The following is an 18,425-nucleotide window of genomic DNA, read 5'->3' as shown; positions in this document are numbered from 1 at the left end:
GTGAGGCTGCTAATACGGATGCTTTTTCGATTTGCCAAGCGCTTTTTTCAAAAAAGCACGTCCTGCTGTGGACAAACTCACCCTCGAAACACACCTGAGGGTCAGAGCGGACGACAGCGGTCGTCTCATATCGCATAGCCGGATTGGATCGTGATGGACGAGGTTGACGCAGTTGCAGGCCCGGCGGGCAAAGCCGTTGAGAACGCACACCCGAAGACAGGGGATGCAGGCACCGGGTCCGCCGACGCACGCTCGCCACACCCCCGGCGGCATGGCCCGCAGATTTCGATCGGCTCCTGGCACATGCCGCTTCCCCGGCAGAAGTGGTTGCGGGTCCTGATCGGCTGTCTGCTGGTCGTCTTCGGTCTTCTGGGCTTCCTGCCCATTCTCGGATTCTGGATGGTGCCGCTCGGCCTCGTCGTGCTCTCGCACGACTCGTCTTACATCCGTCGAAAACGCCGTCGCATGGCCGTCTGGTGGGAGCGCCGAAAGCGCGCGAAAGCCGCCGCGAAACTCAAGTCCGCCTGACGGATAGCAAAAAGGCCGGTTTGAACCGGCCTTTCCAAACATTGCGATGTCGATAAGCTTTAGCCGTTGGTCGTTCCTGTCTGCGGCGTCGGGTCGCGATCGGTCGGGGCTGGCTGCATCGGCGCGCCATTGGCCGGCGTGTTGTCGATCGTTCCCTGATTGGCCGGTGCGGCCTGGCCGTTCTGCGCGGGCTCCGTCTGCTGAGTCTGCTGACGATCGGTCGCCGCGTCGTTGTCGGTGCTTTCGCCGAACATTTCCGCGGCTCCCCAGGCAATCAGCGCGAGAAACAATCCACCGACCAGCACCATGAGGACCGGCCGCCCGACACCGCCTTGGCGCGCTTCGGTCGGGTTCAACGTGACCTTCTTGTTCAGTTCCTGCGTCGATCTGACATCGCCGCGCTCGTCCACTATTTTTGCCATGGTCGTCTCCTCGGGTTCTCGTGAAGAGCAACGGGCGGGGGGACCGTAAGTTCCCCCACACCTGCGGCAGACCCGAAGCCATATGGATTTGCGCAATTTCGTGATATGGTTAAAAAGCGGTCCAGTGAGGAGCGACCGCGTCGGTATGAGCGGGAGGAACGCCATGCATTACAATGTTCAATTCTTCACCTGGACGCCGCGCGACGGCGTCCATCAGGTCGGCAGGATGGTGGAGGTCGATGCGGTCAATGCCAAGCTGGCAGCGACGTCGCTGCTCGGTCTGCGCCTGGGAGAGAAGGGCGAGGCAAGCCGCCTTGCGGCGCGCGTCTGGGCGGCCGAGGATGCCGCGAAGGCGGATTGCGTCTGCTTCTTCTACCAGTAGCGTTCAGGTACTCCAGCGTTCAGGGACGATCGGCGTCCACCCAGACCTTCGATCGGACGGGCCAGACCTTCGATCGGAGGGGTCAGACCTTCAGCGCGAATGCGGAGGTCACGCCATCCACAACGAATTGCACGGCGAGCGCGGCGAGGATGACGCCAAGCAGGCGTGTGAGAATCGCGCGCCCTGTCTGGCCGAGAAACCGATCGATGCGCTCCGCAATCACCAGTGCTGCGAACAGGATCGCGACGCAGACGGCGATGACGAGAATGAGCTGCAGCCGCCCGACGGTGCCGGGATAGGAGCCCGCCAGAAGGATGGTCGCCGAGATCGCACCCGGCCCGGCGATAAGCGGCAGGGCCAGCGGGAAGACGGCAATGTTTTCGATGTGGTCGCGGAGCGTTGCCGTCTCGCCGGTTTTTTCCTTCCGCTCGTTGCGCTTTTCGAAGATCATTTCGAAGGCGATCCAGAACAGCAGAAGTCCGCCGGCGATGCGGAAGGCGCCGATGGAAATGCCGAGCAGGCCGAGGATGCTGTCTCCGAAGAGCGCGAAGACGGAGAGGATGCAGAACGCGATCAGGCTGCCGCGCGAGGCGACCTGCTTTCGTTCGCTCCGGCTCATTCCGGCAGTCAGGCTCAGGAAGATCGGTGCAAGGCCCGGAGGATCGATGGTCACGAGGATCGTGGTCAGCGCGTTGATCAGAAGGTCGGTATCGGGCATGCCGCTCTCCGGTGCGCGTCTCGCGCGGGAGATCAGTTAGTCTCAAGCAGCATTACGGGTAAAGGGGCAGGGCGTCCCTGTCGCAAGTTTACCTTGGAAAGCCGCCCTTTTGCTGCCAGAAAGGCAGAAGACTGTTCACAACCCCCTGCGGAAATTGGCGCATGGGCGCTGTGTCGATTATATATAGCCCTCTGATTCTGACCAACGATCGTGACCCAAATTGACTGAGCAAACACCTCCCGGCGGCGGCAAGAACCCACCAGGCATCGAGCCCATTTCCATTATCGAGGAAATGCAGCGCTCCTATCTCGATTACGCGATGAGCGTCATCGTCAGCCGCGCGCTCCCCGATGTTCGCGACGGCCTGAAGCCGGTTCATCGGCGCATCCTGTTCGGCATGAGCGAACTGGGGATCGACTGGAACAAGAAATACGTCAAATGCGCCCGTGTGACCGGGGACGTGATGGGTAAATACCACCCGCACGGCAACCTCGCGATCTACGACGCGCTGGCCCGCATGGCGCAACCCTGGTCGCTCCGCCTGCCGCTGATCGACGGACAGGGCAATTTCGGTTCCATCGACGGCGACCCGCCGGCGGCCGAACGCTATACGGAGTGCCGTCTTCAGAAGTCGGCGCACGCCCTTCTCGACGACCTCGACAAGGAAACCGTCGATTTTCGCGACAACTACGACGGCACGCTGTCCGAGCCGGTCGTCATGCCGGCGAAGTTTCCGAATCTGCTCGTCAACGGCGCCGGCGGCATCGCGGTTGGCATGGCGACGAACATCCCGCCGCACAACCTCTCCGAAGTCATCACCGGTTGCATCGCCCTGATCGAAGATCCGGCGCTCGAGCTGCCGCAACTGATGGAGATCATTCCCGGACCGGACTTCCCGACCGGCGCCATGATCATGGGGCGCTCCGGCATCCGCTCGGCCTACGAGACGGGCCGCGGTTCGGTCATCATGCGCGGCAAGGCGCATATCGAGCCGATGCGCAACGATCGCGAGATGATTATCGTCACCGAGGTTCCCTATCAGGTGAACAAGGCGACGATGATCGAGAAGATGGCCGAGCTCGTGCGCGACAAGCGCATCGAGGGCATCTCCGATCTGCGCGACGAGAGCGACCGCCAGGGCTACCGCGTGGTCATCGAGCTGAAGCGCGACGCCAATGCCGAGGTCATCCTCAACCAGCTCTATCGCTACACGCCGCTGCAAACCTCGTTCGGCTGCAACATGGTGGCGCTGAACGGCGGCAAGCCAGAGCAGATGACGCTGCTCGACATGCTGCGCGCCTTCGTCGCCTTCCGCGAGGAAGTCGTCAGCCGCCGCACCAAGTACCTGCTGCGCAAGGCACGCGAGCGCGCCCACGTGTTGGTCGGTCTCGCCATCGCGGTCGCCAATATCGATGAGATCATCAAGCTGATCCGCGAGGCGCCCGATCCGGCGACCGCGCGCGAGCAGTTGATGACGCGCCGCTGGCCGGCACATGACGTGGACTCGTTGATCCGGCTGATCGACGATCCCCGCCACAGGATCAACGAGGACGGCACCTACAATCTCTCCGAGGAACAGGCCCGCGCCATCCTCGAACTGCGTCTTGCCCGTCTGACGGCGCTTGGCCGCGACGAAATCGGCGATGAGCTGAACAAGATCGGCGCCGAGATCAGCGACTATCTGGAGATCCTCGGCTCCCGCCTGAGGATCATGACGATCGTCAAGGACGAGCTGACGGCCATCCGCGAGGAATTCGGCACGCCGCGTCGCACCGAGATCGTCGAAGGCGGTCCGGATATGGACGACGAGGACCTGATCTCCCGCGAAGACATGGTCGTGACCGTGTCGCATCTCGGCTACATCAAACGCGTGCCGCTGACCACCTACCGGGCGCAGCGCCGCGGCGGCAAGGGCCGCTCCGGCATGTCGACCCGCGACGAGGATTTCGTCACCCGCCTGTTCGTCGCCAACACGCACACGCCGGTCCTGTTCTTCTCCTCGCGCGGCATCGTCTACAAGGAGAAGGTCTGGCGCCTGCCGATCGGCACGCCGACCTCGCGTGGCAAGGCGCTGATCAACATGCTGCCGCTCGAACCGGGCGAACGCATCACCACGATCATGCCGCTGCCCGAGGACGAGGCCAGCTGGGCCAATCTCGACGTCATGTTCTCCACAACGCGCGGCACGGTTCGCCGGAACAAGCTGTCGGATTTCATCCAGGTCAACCGCAACGGCAAGATCGCGATGAAGCTGGAAGAGGATGGTGACGAAATCCTGTCCGTGGAAACCTGCACCGATCGCGACGACGTGCTTCTGACCACGGCGCTCGGCCAGTGCATCCGCTTCCCCGTGGACGATGTCCGCGTCTTTGCCGGCCGCAATTCGATCGGCGTCCGTGGCATCTCGCTCGGCAAGGACGATCGCATCATTTCCATGACGATCGTCAGCCATGTCGACGCGGAACCATGGGAGCGCGCATCCTATCTCAAGCGTGCATCGGTCGAACGGCGTCTGGTGGCCGGGGAGGCGGTCGCAGGCGAGGAGGACGACATCGCACTGGTCGGTGAAGAGGGAGCCGAGGTCGTCGGCGAACTGTCGCAGGAACGCTACGACGAACTGAAGGCGCAGGAACAGTTCGTTCTCACCGTCTCGGAAAAAGGCTACGGCAAACGCTCCTCGACCTACGACTTCCGCACATCCGGTCGCGGCGGCAAGGGAATTCGGGCCACCGACACGTCGAAGACGAACGAGATCGGCGTTCTCGTCGCTGCCTTCCCGGTGGAAGATGCCGACCAGATCATGCTCGTCTCGGACGGCGGCCAGCTGATCCGCGTTCCCGTCGGTGGGATCCGCCTCGCCAGCCGCGCCACCAAGGGCGTCACGATCTTCTCCACGGCAAAGGACGAAAAGGTCGTCTCCGTCGAGCGCATCAGCGAGCCGGAAGACGATGAGGCCGCTGTTGCCATCATCGATGAGCAACTGGCTCAGACGCCCGAAGCGCCGGATACTGCGTCGGAATAGGCCCGCAAGGGTCTGGCAGAGCCTATCGAAACGAGAAAAGCCGGACGGGAGGGAACCGTCCGGCTTTTTTGTATCCCGCAGCGCTGGAGGTCGCCTTGGGAGGAAAACGTACTTAGATCGAGAAACCTTCGCTGTGTCGGCGGGAGGCCTGGATCGCCTCGCGATCGCGCTTCAGCTGCAGAATGGTCTTCGTGAAATCGAACAGGAACACGATACTAATCACTGCCGACACGATCATCATGATAACGGCCATGTCGAACTTCCTTACTTGGTAATGACAAACCGGCGAGCAGGCTTTGGTTTCGAGATGACCTCGGAGCGAAGTGCGTGCGCCGTCGCAAAGATCATCGTGAAAAACATCATCATCGAAAACAGCATCAATCCCATGGCGGTCATCCTTTCTGCCCCATCAACGGGGCAACACAGAAAAAGGTTCCGCAAAATACAGAGACCTATTCTTGCATCTACTGTTGCGATGGGTGGCAAGCGGCTCGGGAGAGAGCATCGGTGCATCTTGCGCCGCCCTGACGGGCGTGACACAAGACTGCCGAAACGGAATACGGTGCGATGACGACAGCTTTCTACCCCGGCTCCTTCGATCCGATCACGAACGGGCATCTCGATATTCTCGCCCAGTCTCTCGCCGTGGTGCAGACCGTCATCGTTGCGATCGGCGTCCATCCCGGCAAGACGCCTCTTTTTTCCTTCGATGAACGGGCAACGCTGATCCGCCACGCGATCGGCGAGACTTTGCCGGACCGCAGCGGGGATGTCTCGGTCGTCTCGTTCGACGATCTGGTCATCCATGCCGCACGGCGCCATGGCGCGTCTGTTCTCATCCGCGGATTACGGGACGGCACGGATCTCGACTACGAGATGCAGATGGCGGGTATGAATCGCGAGATGGCACCGGATATCCAGACCGTCTTCATTCCCGCCGCGACGGCCTCCCGGCCCATAACCGCCACATTGGTCCGCCAGATCGCGGCGATGGGCGGCGATGTCGGTCCCTTCGTGCCGAAGGTGGTCGTTCAGGCGCTCGCAATTCGTAAGGCGCAACGCTGACCTCGACGCTTTCGGCGCTATATATCGATACAGCCACAACACATCCGCAGACGAAACACGGAGCCATCATGACATTCTTCAAGCTTGCCCTTGCAGGCGCAGTATCCCTGGCAATGCTTACCGGCGCTGCCGTCGCCCAGGCGAAGGACCTCCTGACGATCAACCTGAAAAGCGGTCCCGTCGTGATCGAGCTGCTCCCCGAAATCGCTCCGAAGCATGTCGCGCGGATCAAGGAACTGGCGGCCGAAGGTGCCTACGACAACGTCGCCTTCCATCGCGTCATCCCCGGCTTCATGGCGCAGACCGGCGATGTTCAGTACGGCAATCTCGAAAAGAACTTCGAGGCCGGTCGTGCCGGCATGGGCGGTTCGTCCAAGCCCGATCTGCCCGCCGAGTTTTCCAAGACGCCGTTCAAGCGCGGCACCGTCGGCATGGCGCGCTCGCAGAGCCCTGACTCCGCCAATTCGCAGTTCTTCATCATGTTCGACGAAGGCTCGTTCTTGAACGGCCAGTATACCGTCGTCGGCCAGGTCGTGTCCGGCATGGAAAATGTCGACAAGATCAAGAAGGGCGAGGGCGACAGCGGCTCCGTCACCAATCCCGACCGCATGATCAGCGTCAAGGTCGGCAAGTAACACCACCATTCTTTGAAGGAGAAGAGCATGGCCGAGATCAAGGATCCGGAAAACACGATCATCATGGAAACCACCAAGGGACAGGTCGTGATCGAGCTGAAGCCCGATCTGGCGCCGGGCCATGTCGCCCGCATCAAGGAACTGGTTGCGGAAGGTGCCTATGACGGCGTCGTGTTCCACCGCGTCATCGAAGATTTCATGGCGCAGACCGGCGACGTGCAGTTCGGCAAGCAGGGCGGCAAGGATTTCAATCCGGCCCGCGCCGGCATGGGCGGCTCGTCCAAGCCGGACCTCAAGGCGGAATTCTCGGCCACCAATCACGTGCGCGGCACGTGCTCCATGGCCCGCAGCCAGATGCCGAATTCGGCGAACTCCCAGTTCTTCATCTGCTTTACCGACAGCCCGTGGCTGAACAAGCAGTACACGGTCTGGGGTCAGGTCATCGAGGGCATGGAAAACATCGACAACATCAAGCGCGGCGAGCCGGTCAAGGATCCCGACAGCATCGTCTCGATGAAGATTGCCGCGAACGCCTGATTCAGGCTATGGCAAGGCCCGCCCGACAGCTTTCGCGGCCGTCGGGCGGGCCTCTCATTTTTAAGAAGTGCTTGTTTATGCGCGTCGATCTCTTCGACTTCGATCTCCCTGACGACAATATCGCCTTGCGGCCGGCAAGCCCGCGCGACAGCGCCCGCATGCTCGTCGTGCGCTCGGGGCAACCGCTCGAGAATCGCAGTGTCATCGATCTCCCGTCTTTCCTCGAGCCCGGCGATGCCCTGGTCTTCAACGATACGAAGGTCATTCCCGCGCAGCTGGAAGGCGTCCGTTTTCGCGAGGGCGCGACCGAGCAGGCCGTCTCGACCACGCTGCATATGCGCATCGCGCCGGATCGGTGGAAGGCCTTCGCCAGGCCGGGCAAGCGGATCAAGCCCGGCGATCGCATTCGCTTCGGCCACGCCGGCGGCACCTGCCTTCTCGGCACGCTGGACGCGACCGTCGAGGCGAAGGCCGAGGGTGGCGAGGTCACGCTCGCGTTCGATCTCTCCGGTCCCGCGCTCGACGAAGCCATTGCGACCGTCGGGCATATTCCTCTGCCGCCCTACATCGCCTCCAAGCGGCCGGAGGATGCAAAGGACCGTGAGGATTATCAGACGGTCTATGCCCGGGAGGAGGGCGCCGTCGCCGCACCGACGGCCGGTCTGCATTTCACCGACAGGCTCTTTGCCGCTCTGGACGCCCGCGGCGTCGAGCGCCATTTCGTGACCCTGCATGTTGGCGCCGGCACGTTTCTACCGGTAAAGGCCGACGATACTGACGACCACAGGATGCACCAGGAGATCGGCCACGTCTCGGCCGAGATTGCCGACAAGCTCAACGCCGTGCGGGCGAGGGGCGGGCGTATCGTCTGCGTCGGCACGACGTCGCTCCGCCTGATCGAGAGCGCCGCAGCCGAGGACGGGCACGTCGCACCCTGGTCGGGGCCGACCGGCATCTTCATCACGCCCGGCTACAGGTTCCGCGCCGTCGATATTCTGATGACGAATTTTCACTTGCCGAAATCGACGCTGTTCATGCTCGTCTCGGCTTTTTCCGGCCTCGACACCATGCGCACCGCCTATGCCACCGCCATTGCGGACGGCTACCGCTTCTATTCCTATGGCGATGCCAGCCTGCTTTTCCGGAACGAACCATGACAGAGACATTCCAGTTCAACCTGACCGCCACAGACGGCAAGGCGCGCCGCGGCGCGGTGTCCATGCCGCGTGGCACCATCCGCACGCCGGCTTTCATGCCAGTCGGGACCGTCGGCACGGTGAAGGCGATGTATCTCGATCAGGTGAAGGACCTCGGCGCCGACATCATTCTCGGCAACACCTATCACCTGATGCTCCGCCCGGGCCCGGAACGGGTGGCGCGTCTCGGCGGACTGCACGACCTGATCCGCTGGCAGGGCCCAATTCTCACCGACAGCGGCGGGTTTCAGGTCATGTCGCTCTCCGGCCTGCGCAAGCTGGACGAGCAGGGCGTGACCTTCAAGAGCCATGTCGATGGCGCCTTGCACCATATGTCGCCGGAGCGGTCGATCGAGATCCAGGGCCTGCTTGGCAGCGACATCCAGATGCAGCTCGACGAGTGTATTCGGTTGCCGGCCGAGCCGCGCGAGATCGAGCGTGCGATGGAAATGTCGCTGCGCTGGGCCGAGCGTTGCAAGACGGCCTTCGGCGACCAGCCCGCTAAGGCCATGTTCGGAATTGTGCAGGGCGGCGACAACCCGGAGCTGCGTGTCCGCTCGGCTCGGTCGCTGGCTGGCCTCGACCTCAAGGGCTATGCGGTCGGTGGGCTCGCCGTGGGCGAACCCCAGGCCGTCATGCTCGACATGCTGGACACGACCTGCCCGGAACTCCCGTTCGAAAAGCCGCGTTACCTCATGGGCGTGGGCACGCCGGACGATATCCTGAAATCTGTCGCCCGCGGCGTCGACATGTTCGACTGCGTCATGCCGACCCGCTCGGGCCGCCACGGCCTCGCCTTCACCCGCCGCGGACGCATCAACCTGCGCAATGCCCGCCACGCAGAGGACATGCGCCCGCTGGACGAGCAATCCACATGTCCCGCCGCACGAGACTACTCCCGCGCCTATCTCCACCATCTGGTCCGCGCAAACGAATCCCTCGGTGGCATGCTCCTGACCTGGAACAACCTTTCCTATTACCAGGACCTCATGGCCGGTATTCGGAAAGCGATCGAAGAAGGGCGGTATGCCGATTTCATGACGGAAACGCAGGAAGAGTGGGCGAGGGGCGATCTCGCTCCCGTCTGACAGCGCGAAGAGGGGCCAGGTCGTGTTGGCCCGGTGAGCGTCGCACCTGGCAGCGACAGCATCGCTTTTAAGAATCAGATTTCCGGGCCTGGCGCCTGTTGCAGCATCTGCACTCCGTTGATCTTGTAGCTGCCATCGGGCTGAAGCGTCAGCGAATACAGCGCCGTCCAGTCCTTGCCGTCGGGCCCGGAGATCAGCACTTCCTGCACGACCGTGGAGCCCTCGATCTTGCTTCGGCCGAACGCAAAATTGCCGGGGCGGTAGACAGGCCGATATCCGCGCTTCACCATCTCGAAAAACAGTGCCTGGCTCGGAAACAGTCCCTTGATCTGCGGCGAGGCAAAGGAATAGGCCGTCGCCGCATCATCGTTCAGAAAGGCTTCGATCTGCCGACCGATCACGGATCTTGCCGCATCCACCGGCTCGGCCGCCAGACCCGGCGAGGCCAACAGCAGCGCCACGATAAATCCCGCTCCCACGACAACACGCCCCATCGCAACCTCCATCCCATGACCACATAGGCCGCAGCTTACGCTGAAAGCGCATAAAGGGAAGCATCAGGGCTCCGCGGTCATCTTTCGCGACGTGAGAGAGCTGCTGCTCCGATATCCCAAGATCTTGCACTGTGACCGATCGCCTTATGCCGGATCGGCGCCGCACCGCCTGTGCGTATCCGCTCCGGCAACCGGCAAACCTGGCGCTCGCTCAGATCCAGCGCATGCGACGCCGACACCAACGAGCAATCTTGCGGTGTTCATCCAGATCGATCTGGGAGGTGGTGCACTTCATGGGTCGTTCCTTGCAACTGATAAGCCACTGTTATCGATCGCAAATCGCACGTCATCCTTCAACCCACCCTGGCCAAACATCTTGTGGCAGCAGGATTGAAATGTCCGGCGTTGTGCAAAGTAGAAATGTCCGACCGGTCACCAAACGGCTTCGCGACCAGCCCCGATCTGGTCGGCTGATCGCAACTGCAAGATCAGATCGGGGCGGGTGGGGCACACCGCTTCGGCTTGAGCTTTGGGACGATCCGATCCGTCATTCACTCGGCAGCCTGCCGCCGCAACAATGCCTTCTCCCGTCGCGCAATAACCGCCGGATCCTTCGTGACGTCCGTGCGCCGGCTGGATCCGGGAGCGCGTTTGACATAGCCGTTCTTGTTGCTGTTGGTCTTTACGTCAGGCTTGTCGAGCGTCTCCTGACGCTCCTTGATATAGGCCAGGACGTCACCGAGCCGCTTGTTCTCGGTGATCGCCGCATGCGTCACCCGCTGATCCTTGTCGAACACCGTATAGGGTAGGCAATGGCCCTTCCAGCGCACATCCAGCCGGCCGTCCGCATAGGCATAGGTCTCGACATAGTGACCAACCAGACCACGCGTCACCTCGGTCTCTTCCAGCATGATCCGCTTGCGCTCGAACGAAAACGTCAGTTGTGCGCCGACATAGCGCTGTTCCCGCTTGCACAGGATCTCGGCCAGCCGATCCGGCGCCAGGTTCATCGGCCGATGCACGTCGTCCGGCCGGGCAGGGACGACCGCAAATCGCGCATTGTAGGCCTCCATGAATCCCGGCAGGAACGCATTGCCGGCCTCCATGGTGTCAATGCCGGCCAGTCGCAGTTCCTTGATCAACCGGTCCTGTAGCGTGCGGTTCATCCGCTCGACACGACCCTTGGCCTGGCTCGAATTTGCACAGAGAATCTCGATGTTTAGCTCGCAAAGCGCACGCCCGAACTGGGTCATGCCCTGGCCGCCCTTGGCATCCTGTCTCGCCACCCGGAACACCGAATGCTTGTCGGAATAAAACGCGATCGGCGCACCGTGATGCGTGAGATAGAGCGCCAGCGCCTCGAAATAGGTGAAGGCGCTTTCGGACCGCACGAAATGCAGTTGCATCAACCTGCCCGTCGCATCGTCGACAAACACCAGCAGCGAACATGGCGGCCCGCGATCCTCAAACCAACGGTGCTCCGACCCGTCGATCTGCACAAGCTCCCCATAGGCTTCGCGTCGCAGCCGTGGCCGATGAAACGTGCGGCGCTGCTTGCGCGATAGCCAAAGTCCCGCCTGCGACATCCAGCCACGCAACGTCTCGCGCGACACACGCAATCCATCCCGCTCGGCAAGCTTCTCGCTCGCCAGGGTCGGTCCGAAATCCGCATATCGTTCGCGAACCAGCGATACAGCGTAATTCCGAATACCGGCGCTGATCCGATTGTTCGATGGCCGGCCGATCGCTTTGTGGCGGATCGACGCTGCACTACCCGTGCGCATGCGCTCCAGCAACCGGCGGATCTGGCGCTCGCTCAGACCAAGCACATGCGCCGCCGATACCAATGTCATCCGGCCGGCAACAACCTTTGACAAAACCTCGATCCGCTGAAGATCGCGCTCGCTCATCGCTATCAATCCCATCTGCTCGTCTCCGCGTTATCAAACGCGGGGAGTGTGACACTCTAACTTTGCAGAAACAGGACACTTCAACTTTGCGGCTACACATCTAAGTCAGATAAGATAGATTATGGAACATAAGTCTATACGGGTGGCGGTTCAGACAGTGTCTTTGGGCTGCCAAGGCGGATGCACCTCGCGTTCGAACACGGACAGCAGTCAGCCTCGTATAGCGGGTCGCACATCGCACTTTCAACAGGTTCAGCCTCATCTCTTGACGCAACGTCCAAAGCGCGGCTAATCGACGGAGGTGTTTTTCAGCGACGAGATGGGCCATTGACCGACAGCACTCTGCGTATTCTCCCCGACGCCTTTATTCCCGAGCTTCCCGGGCGCTACAACGGCAAGGTCCGGGAGAACTACGATCTGGCGGATGGTCGGCGGATCATCATTGCGACGGACCGGCTGAGCGCGTTCGACGTCGTGCTGACGGCGATCCCGTTCAAGGGTCAGGTGCTGACGCAGACGGCGCGCTACTGGTTTGAGCAGACAGCGGATATCTGCCCGAACCATGTGCTCGAATATCCCGATCCGAACGTCGTTGTCGGAACGCGGCTCGATATCCTGCCGGTCGAAATCGTCGTGCGCGGTTATCTCGCTGGCACGACCAGCACGTCGATCCTGACCAAGTATCGCAACGGCGAGCGCTCCATGTATGGAACGCGCCTTCCCGATGGCATGAAGGACAATGAGAAGCTTCCTGCCGCGATCATCACACCCACGAGCAAGGCCTTCGATGGCGGTCACGACGAGCCGCTTTCGGCCGAGGACATCCTGGCGCAGAAGCTCTTGACGCCGGAGCAATGGGAAACGGTCTCGGCCTATGCGCTGGCGCTCTTTGCGCGCGGACAGGAACTGGCGGCGAGACGCGGACTGATCCTCGTCGATACGAAATACGAGTTCGGCACCGACGCCTCCGGGCGCATCGTGCTGGCCGATGAAATCCATACGCCGGACAGCAGCCGCTACTGGATCGCCGAAAGCTATCCCGAGAGTTTCGCGACCGGCGGCCGGCCGAAGAGTTTTGACAAGGATTTCGTGCGCGCCTGGGTCACAGAGCGGTGCGATCCTTACAAGGATCCGATCCCTGCCATTCCGGACGCGCTGATCGAGCAGACGTCCAAGGTCTATATCGAAGCCTATGAGACGATCACCGGTGGCACATTCGAGCCCGATCTGCGCGGCGACAGCGTTCTCGACCGCATCCGCGACAACCTGAGGCCCTACTTCTCCTAGACGCCGTCAGACGTCGAACACGACCTTGAGGCCGTCATAGGCCGGCTCGACATGGGCCGGTGTTTCCGCCATCACGGTGTCGTAGTCGAGCGGCACATGCATATGCGTGAGGATGGCGCGGCGCGGCGCGATGGTGTCGATCCAGGCGAGGCTCTGTTCGAGGGACAGATGGCTCGGATGATACTGATACTGCAGCGTGTCGATCACCAGCGTCTGCAGGCCACCAAGCTTTGCGACCGTCTCCGGCGGGAAATCGCTGACATCCGTGCAATAGGCGAAATCGCCGATGCGAAAACCGAGCGAATGGATCGATCCGTGTACCTGTAGCAGCGGCTCGAAGGTGATCGTGCCGCCGGCGCCCTCGACATGGAACGGCTCCAGAGACGGCTCTATCAGGCAGGCGCGGATGATCGGCGGGTAATTGCTTCCGGGCGGTGACTGCAGGCAGTAGCCAAATCCCTCGCGGATCCGGGCGAGCGTGAAGGCGTCCGCCCAGATCGGCGTCTGTCGGCGGTTGTGAATGACGAAGCCGCGCAGATCGTCGATGCCGTGGAGGTGATCGGCATGCGAGTGGGTGTAGACCACGGCATCGAGGTCCCTCACCCCGGCGGCCAGCAGTTGCTCGCGCAGGTCCGGTCCGGTGTCGATCAGCACCGTGGTCCGCCCGCCGGTCTCCGACACCTGCTCGACCAGCAAGGCGGCGCGCAGTCTGCGGTTCTTCGGATTGAGCGGGTCGCAAGCGCCCCAATCGCCGGTGATGCGCGGCACGCCGGGCGACGATCCGCAGCCGAGAATGGTGAAAATCCGCCGTGCCGCCATCAACGCCACCGGTTCAGGATCGTGGCATCTTGGAAAAGACGCGATACGCGTTCTCCGACGTGATCGCCGCGATCTCATCCACGGACAGGCCAAGCGTCTCGCCGAGCACCTGCGCGGTGTGCGCGACATAGGCCGGCTCGTTGCGCTTGCCGCGGAAAGGTTTTGGCGCGAGGTAGGGCGCGTCCGTCTCCACCAGCAGCCGGTCGTGCGGCACGGTGCGGGCGATCGCGCGGAGTTCCTCGGATTTCGGAAAGGTCAGGATACCGGAGAACGAGATATAGCCGCCAAGCTCCACACCGATCCGGGCGAGATCCGGACCCGAGGAAAAGCAGTGGAGAATGAAGGGGAACGCCCCCTTCCCCGTCTCGCGCGTCAGGATCTCGGCCATGTCGGCGTCTGCCGAGCGGCTGTGGATGACGAGCGGGAGACCGGTCTCCCGTGCAGCGTCAATGTGACGGAGGAGGCCCGTCTTCTGGTCTTCCGGACGTTGCGTGTCGTAGAAATAGTCGAGACCCGCCTCGCCGATCGCCACCACCTTCGGATGCGCCGAGAGCCGGACGAGATCCTCCGTCGTGACGTCGAGTTCCTCGTCCGCATTGTTCGGATGCGTACCGACCGAACAGAACACAGTGTCGTATCGCTCGGCGACCGCCAGGATCGTCTCGAACCGTTTCACCCGCGTGCAGATCGTGACGAGCTTGTGCACGCCGATCTCGGCTGCACGGGCGACGATGTCATCCCGCTCGGCCTCGAAATCCGGGAAATCGAGGTGGCAGTGCGTGTCGATCAGCAAAGGAGCCGTCACGGTCAGGCCTCGGGCGCGATGTAGCGCGGGAAGACCGGCTTCGGCGCTTCGAGCGGCGTTCCCGAGGCGATCCGTCCGGAAGCGCCGAGAAACGCGAAGCTGCGGCGATCCTCCGGCACGGCCACGAGGTCGAGGAGCTTCGCCGCCGAGCCCGGCATGAAGGGCTGCAGCAGGATCGCCACCTGGCGCACGACCTCTGCGGTTACGTAGAGCACGGTGCCCATGCGGGCAGGGTCGGTCTTCTTCAGCGCCCAAGGCTCCTGCCCTGCAAAATAGCGGTCGGCTTCCGAGACCACTGAGATGATCGAGGCAAGCACCTTGTGAATGGCAAGCGCATCCATGTCGGCACGAGTCGAGCCATGCAGCGCGTCTGCAGAAGACAGCATGGCCGCGTCCGCTTCGCTCAAGGGGCCACAGGCCGGAATGGCGCCATCGCAGTTCTTGACGATCATGGACAGGGAGCGGCTCGCCAGATTGCCGATTCCGTTCGCCAGATCGGAATTGATCCGCGTGGCGATCGCCTCCTCGCTATAGCTTCCGTCCTGCCCGAAGGAGACTTCGCGCATGAAGAAGTAGCGGATCGGGTCGAGACCGAAATGCTCAACAAGATTGACCGGATCGACCACATTGCCGAGAGACTTCGACATCTTCTCGCCCTTGTTGAGCAGGAAGCCGTGGGCAAAGACCTTCTTCGGCAGCGGCAGGCCTGCCGACATCAGGAAGGCGGGCCAGTAGACGGCGTGGAAACGGATGATGTCCTTGCCGATCATGTGGATGCTCGCCGGCCAGTATTTCGCACGCGGCCCTTCCGGGTCCGTCAGGGCGCCGGTGGCGGTGATGTAGTTCGTCAGAGCATCGACCCAGACATACATGACATGCGCGGGATCGCCGGGCACGGGAATGCCCCAGTCAAACGTCGTACGCGACATGGACAGGTCTTTGAGGCCCGATTTCACGAACGAGATCACCTCGTTGCGCCGCTCGGCCGGGCCGATGAAGTCCGGATTGTCTTCGTAATGCTTCAGCAGCCGGTCCTGGTAGGCGGACAGGCGGAAGAAATAGCTCGCCTCCTCGACCCACTCGACAGGTGTCCCTTGCGGCCCGTAACGCACGCCATCGGCGCGCATCTCGGTCTCGCTCTCCTGATAATAGGCTTCGTCGCGCACGGAATACCAGCCGGAATAGGCATCCTTGTAGAGGTCGCCGGCGTCCGCCATCCTGTTCCAGATGGCCTTCACGGCCTCGTGGTGGCGGGCTTCCGTCGTGCGGATATAGTCGTCGTTCGAGCCCTCGAGCAGCTTCACCATCGCCTGGAACTCGGCGGCATTGCGATCGGCCAGTTCCTGCGGTGTCAGACCCTCGCGCCGCGCCGTCTGCTGCATCTTCTGCCCATGCTCGTCCGTTCCCGTGAGGAAGAAGACGTCGCGCCCGTCAAGGCGCTCGAACCGCGCGACGACATCGGTCGCGATCAGCTCGTAGGCATGGCCGATATGCGGCCGCCCGTTCGGATAGGCGATCGCGGTGGTGATGTAGAAGGGGGACGTGTCTGTCATGGGCGGCACTTCTGCAGGTCGAGCTATCGGGCACTTGGGAGCGTGCACCGTCCTTAAACCAATCCCGGAGCGGAGGGAATGGAAGAGGTCGAAAAACGAGCCCTGCCAAGGGCTGCAAACTCAGGCGAGTCTTGCGGCCGTTCGCAGATCATCCAGAATGGATAGGACGGTCTGCTTTCGGTCGAGGTTGTAGGCGTCGGCCACCGTCAGCCGCTCGGAGAGCTCAGAAGATAGGCGCGCAAAGCGCTCGGCGCCAGCCAGATCGCCCGCAAGGCCTGCCGCCCTGGCCTGCCCCGTCACATGCCGGGCGACCAGGGTCGCGAAGAAATCGAAAATCGTATCGCTGTCCTTCGCGGCGAGGATCTCCGCCAGCTTGTGCATTTCGCGCCGGGCCGGCGCATCGTCGGGATGGGCGAGCATGTGGTCGAAGGCATCGATGATGTCGAGACCGCCGTAATGGACGAGCTTCAGAGCTTCCGAAACGCTGCCTTTCGCCGCAGCGAGAACGCGCACACCCTGTTCGCCCTCCAGCCGGATATCGAGATGCGCGAGCGCCTTCGTCATATCGCCGTCGGTGAGCGGCTTCAGGCTCAGCGGCAGGCAGCGCGAGCGGATCGTCGGCAGCAGCCGTCCCGGCGCGTGGCTGAGGACGAGGAACATCGACCGTTTCGGCGGCTCCTCGAGAATCTTCAGAATCGCGTTCGCCGCATTGCGATTGAGGTCATCGGCCGGATCGATGATGACGATGCGCCAGTTGCCCGTCCCCGAGGTTTGCGAGAAGAACCGCCCTGCCCGCCGCACCTCGTCCACGGTGATCGCGCTTTTCACCTTTCCCGTCTTCTCATCCACGGGACGCGTGAGATGGAGGACGTTGTGGGACGATCCGGCGGTGATCTGGCGGCTGACCACCGAACCCGGATCGGGGTCGGCGATCACCGTCGGCGCCGCGGCAGGTTCGGGATGGCTGAGCACATGGTTGGCGAACCGAAAAGCGAGCGTCGCCTTGCCGATGCCCTCCGGCCCCTCGATGAGGATCGCGTGATGGCCCTTGCCCGACCGGTATCCCGCCGCAAGGAAGGCTTGTGCCTCGGCGTGTCCGAACAGCGCAGCGTTGTCGGACGGTGCAATGGCGCCATCCAGAATATCCGATCGACCGTCGCTCATGCCGTGACCTTCCCTGCCTGCCGCTCGGAGATCACGGCCTCAACGGCGGAAAGCACGTCGGCTGCGATGAGATCGACGGCACGCGACGCGTCGACGATGCGACACCGCCCCGGGTCTCGCGCCGCGATATCGAGAAAGGCCTCCCGGCGCTTCTCGTGGGTCTCCAGTTCTTCTTTCTCGAAACGATCCGGCACGGCGCTCGCGACATCGGCGGACTGCGACGCGCGGCTGCGCGCCCGCGCGAGGCCCTCGGCTGCGGGCATATCGAGGATGATGGTGATATCGGGCCGCAAGCCATTGATCGCCACACGCTCCAGCCCGTCGATCAGCCGCTCCGGCAGATTGCCGGTAATCCCCTGATAGACGCGCGACGAATCCATGAAACGATCGCAAAGCACGACGCTTCCGGTCTCGAGAGCCGGCCGGATCACGGTTTCCACATGGTCGCTGCGTGCGGCGGCAAAGAGCAGCGCCTCCATGCGCACGCCATAGGATTCAGCGGCTCCCGAGAGGATGACATGCCGCACCGCCTCGGCGCCCGCAGAGCCGCCGGGCTCGCGGGTGATGCGAACGGCATGGCCATGCGCCTCCAATGCGCCGGCCAGCAGGCGGATCTGGGTCGATTTGCCGACCCCCTCACCGCCCTCGAATGTCACGAACACTGCCTCTGCCGCCAAATCTATCGCCTCTGTCGTCTGAGGACCGCAAGACGTCGCCCTGCGCCCGACCGCTCCGTCCTCTCGCGAGACTTCTGGAGCGGCTGTGATCCAGTAGCCTATTGCTCCCGGTCTGAAAACAAG

The 18,425-nt window shown here is 62.6% G+C and carries 18 protein-coding genes and 1 pseudogene; 9 read left to right on the top strand and 10 right to left on the bottom strand.

The features are described from left to right. Positions 1-150: 150 nt before the first annotated feature. On the top strand, positions 151-528 hold the full coding sequence (locus tag ASG39_RS24760; RefSeq protein WP_347360151.1) for a hypothetical protein: 378 nt from the start codon (positions 151-153) through the stop codon (positions 526-528). 59 nt (positions 529-587) lie between these two features. On the opposite strand, the gene ASG39_RS04675 is transcribed toward ASG39_RS24760, so the two are convergent. Next, on the bottom strand, positions 588-950 hold the full coding sequence (locus ASG39_RS04675) for a hypothetical protein (protein WP_062593216.1): 363 nt from the start codon (positions 948-950) through the stop codon (positions 588-590). Between the two features lie 163 nt (positions 951-1,113). Between ASG39_RS04675 and ASG39_RS04670 the strand changes: the two genes are divergently transcribed. Beyond that, positions 1,114-1,332, top strand: coding sequence for a hypothetical protein (locus ASG39_RS04670; protein WP_062593214.1), 219 nt, complete (start codon positions 1,114-1,116; stop codon positions 1,330-1,332). 82 nt (positions 1,333-1,414) lie between these two features. Here ASG39_RS04670 and ASG39_RS04665 read toward each other — a convergent pair whose 3' ends face one another. Further along, entirely contained in the window at positions 1,415-2,050 is a 636-nt protein-coding gene (locus ASG39_RS04665; protein WP_062593212.1) for a MarC family protein, read from the bottom strand. Positions 2,051-2,270: 220 nt separating this feature from the next. Between ASG39_RS04665 and gyrA the strand changes: the two are divergent. After that, positions 2,271-5,003 (top strand): annotated as a pseudogene (gene gyrA / locus ASG39_RS04660) (DNA gyrase subunit A); the annotation flags it as partial. Between the two features lie 181 nt (positions 5,004-5,184). On the opposite strand, the gene ASG39_RS23655 reads toward gyrA, so the two are convergent. Next, a complete protein-coding gene (locus tag ASG39_RS23655; protein WP_156379901.1) occupies positions 5,185-5,325 on the bottom strand; it encodes a hypothetical protein in 141 nt (46 codons plus the stop codon). A 314-nt stretch (positions 5,326-5,639) separates the two neighbouring features. On the opposite strand from ASG39_RS23655, the gene coaD reads away from it, so the two are divergent. The 5 genes from coaD (at position 5,640) to tgt (ending at position 9,593) form a co-directional block, all read left to right on the top strand. Next, a complete protein-coding gene (gene coaD / locus ASG39_RS04655; protein ID WP_062593208.1) occupies positions 5,640-6,137 on the top strand; it encodes a pantetheine-phosphate adenylyltransferase in 498 nt (165 codons plus the stop codon). A gap of 68 nt (positions 6,138-6,205) precedes the next feature. After that, a complete protein-coding gene (locus ASG39_RS04650) occupies positions 6,206-6,772 on the top strand; it encodes a peptidylprolyl isomerase (RefSeq protein ID WP_062593206.1) in 567 nt (188 codons plus the stop codon). A 27-nt stretch (positions 6,773-6,799) separates the two neighbouring features. Further along, positions 6,800-7,309: a peptidylprolyl isomerase gene (locus tag ASG39_RS04645; protein WP_062593204.1), complete on the top strand. Its 510-nt coding sequence runs from the start codon at positions 6,800-6,802 to the stop codon at positions 7,307-7,309. A gap of 77 nt (positions 7,310-7,386) precedes the next feature. Further along, positions 7,387-8,466, top strand: coding sequence for a tRNA preQ1(34) S-adenosylmethionine ribosyltransferase-isomerase QueA (gene queA, locus ASG39_RS04640; protein ID WP_062593202.1), 1,080 nt, complete (start codon positions 7,387-7,389; stop codon positions 8,464-8,466). Beyond that, entirely contained in the window at positions 8,463-9,593 is a 1,131-nt protein-coding gene (gene tgt / locus ASG39_RS04635; RefSeq protein WP_062593200.1) for a tRNA guanosine(34) transglycosylase Tgt, read from the top strand. The genes queA and tgt overlap by 4 nt, the downstream gene beginning before the upstream one ends. 74 nt (positions 9,594-9,667) lie before the next feature. Here the strand turns inward: tgt and ASG39_RS04630 are convergent, their stop codons facing one another. Then, positions 9,668-10,087, bottom strand: coding sequence for a DUF4864 domain-containing protein (locus tag ASG39_RS04630; protein ID WP_062593198.1), 420 nt, complete (start codon positions 10,085-10,087; stop codon positions 9,668-9,670). A gap of 551 nt (positions 10,088-10,638) precedes the next feature. Continuing rightward, entirely contained in the window at positions 10,639-12,012 is a 1,374-nt protein-coding gene (locus ASG39_RS04625) for an ISNCY family transposase (RefSeq protein ID WP_062593196.1), read from the bottom strand. Between the two features lie 327 nt (positions 12,013-12,339). Between ASG39_RS04625 and ASG39_RS04620 the strand changes: the two genes are divergently transcribed. Next, entirely contained in the window at positions 12,340-13,284 is a 945-nt protein-coding gene (locus ASG39_RS04620; protein ID WP_062593460.1) for a phosphoribosylaminoimidazolesuccinocarboxamide synthase, read from the top strand. Positions 13,285-13,290: 6 nt separating this feature from the next. Here the strand turns inward: ASG39_RS04620 and ASG39_RS04615 are convergent, their stop codons facing one another. From ASG39_RS04615 to tmk, 5 genes are all read right to left on the bottom strand, one after another. Next, the gene (locus ASG39_RS04615) at positions 13,291-14,103 is read right to left on the bottom strand and encodes an MBL fold metallo-hydrolase (RefSeq protein WP_062593194.1); all 813 of its coding nucleotides are present in this window, start codon (positions 14,101-14,103) and stop codon (positions 13,291-13,293) included. A 13-nt stretch (positions 14,104-14,116) separates the two neighbouring features. Next, a complete protein-coding gene (locus ASG39_RS04610) occupies positions 14,117-14,896 on the bottom strand; it encodes a TatD family hydrolase (RefSeq protein WP_062593192.1) in 780 nt (259 codons plus the stop codon). A gap of 14 nt (positions 14,897-14,910) precedes the next feature. Beyond that, complete coding sequence (metG, locus tag ASG39_RS04605) at positions 14,911-16,461, bottom strand: methionine--tRNA ligase (protein ID WP_062593190.1); 1,551 nt, start codon at positions 16,459-16,461, stop codon at positions 14,911-14,913. Between the two features lie 120 nt (positions 16,462-16,581). Beyond that, positions 16,582-17,625 (bottom strand): DNA polymerase III subunit delta', encoded by a 1,044-nt coding sequence (locus tag ASG39_RS04600; protein WP_062593187.1) that lies wholly within the window; start codon positions 17,623-17,625, stop codon positions 16,582-16,584. After that, positions 17,622-18,287 carry a dTMP kinase gene (gene tmk / locus ASG39_RS04595; protein ID WP_156468026.1) on the bottom strand — a complete coding sequence of 222 codons (666 nt, stop codon included), beginning with the start codon at positions 18,285-18,287 and terminating at the stop codon, positions 17,622-17,624. The genes ASG39_RS04600 and tmk overlap by 4 nt, the downstream gene beginning before the upstream one ends. Between the last annotated feature and the right edge of the window lie 138 nt (positions 18,288-18,425).

It is taken from the genome of Rhizobium sp. Leaf371 (genome assembly GCF_001424045.1).
GTDB lineage: Bacteria > Pseudomonadota > Alphaproteobacteria > Rhizobiales > Rhizobiaceae > Ferranicluibacter.
This window is presented reverse-complemented; position numbering and strand designations above follow the sequence as displayed.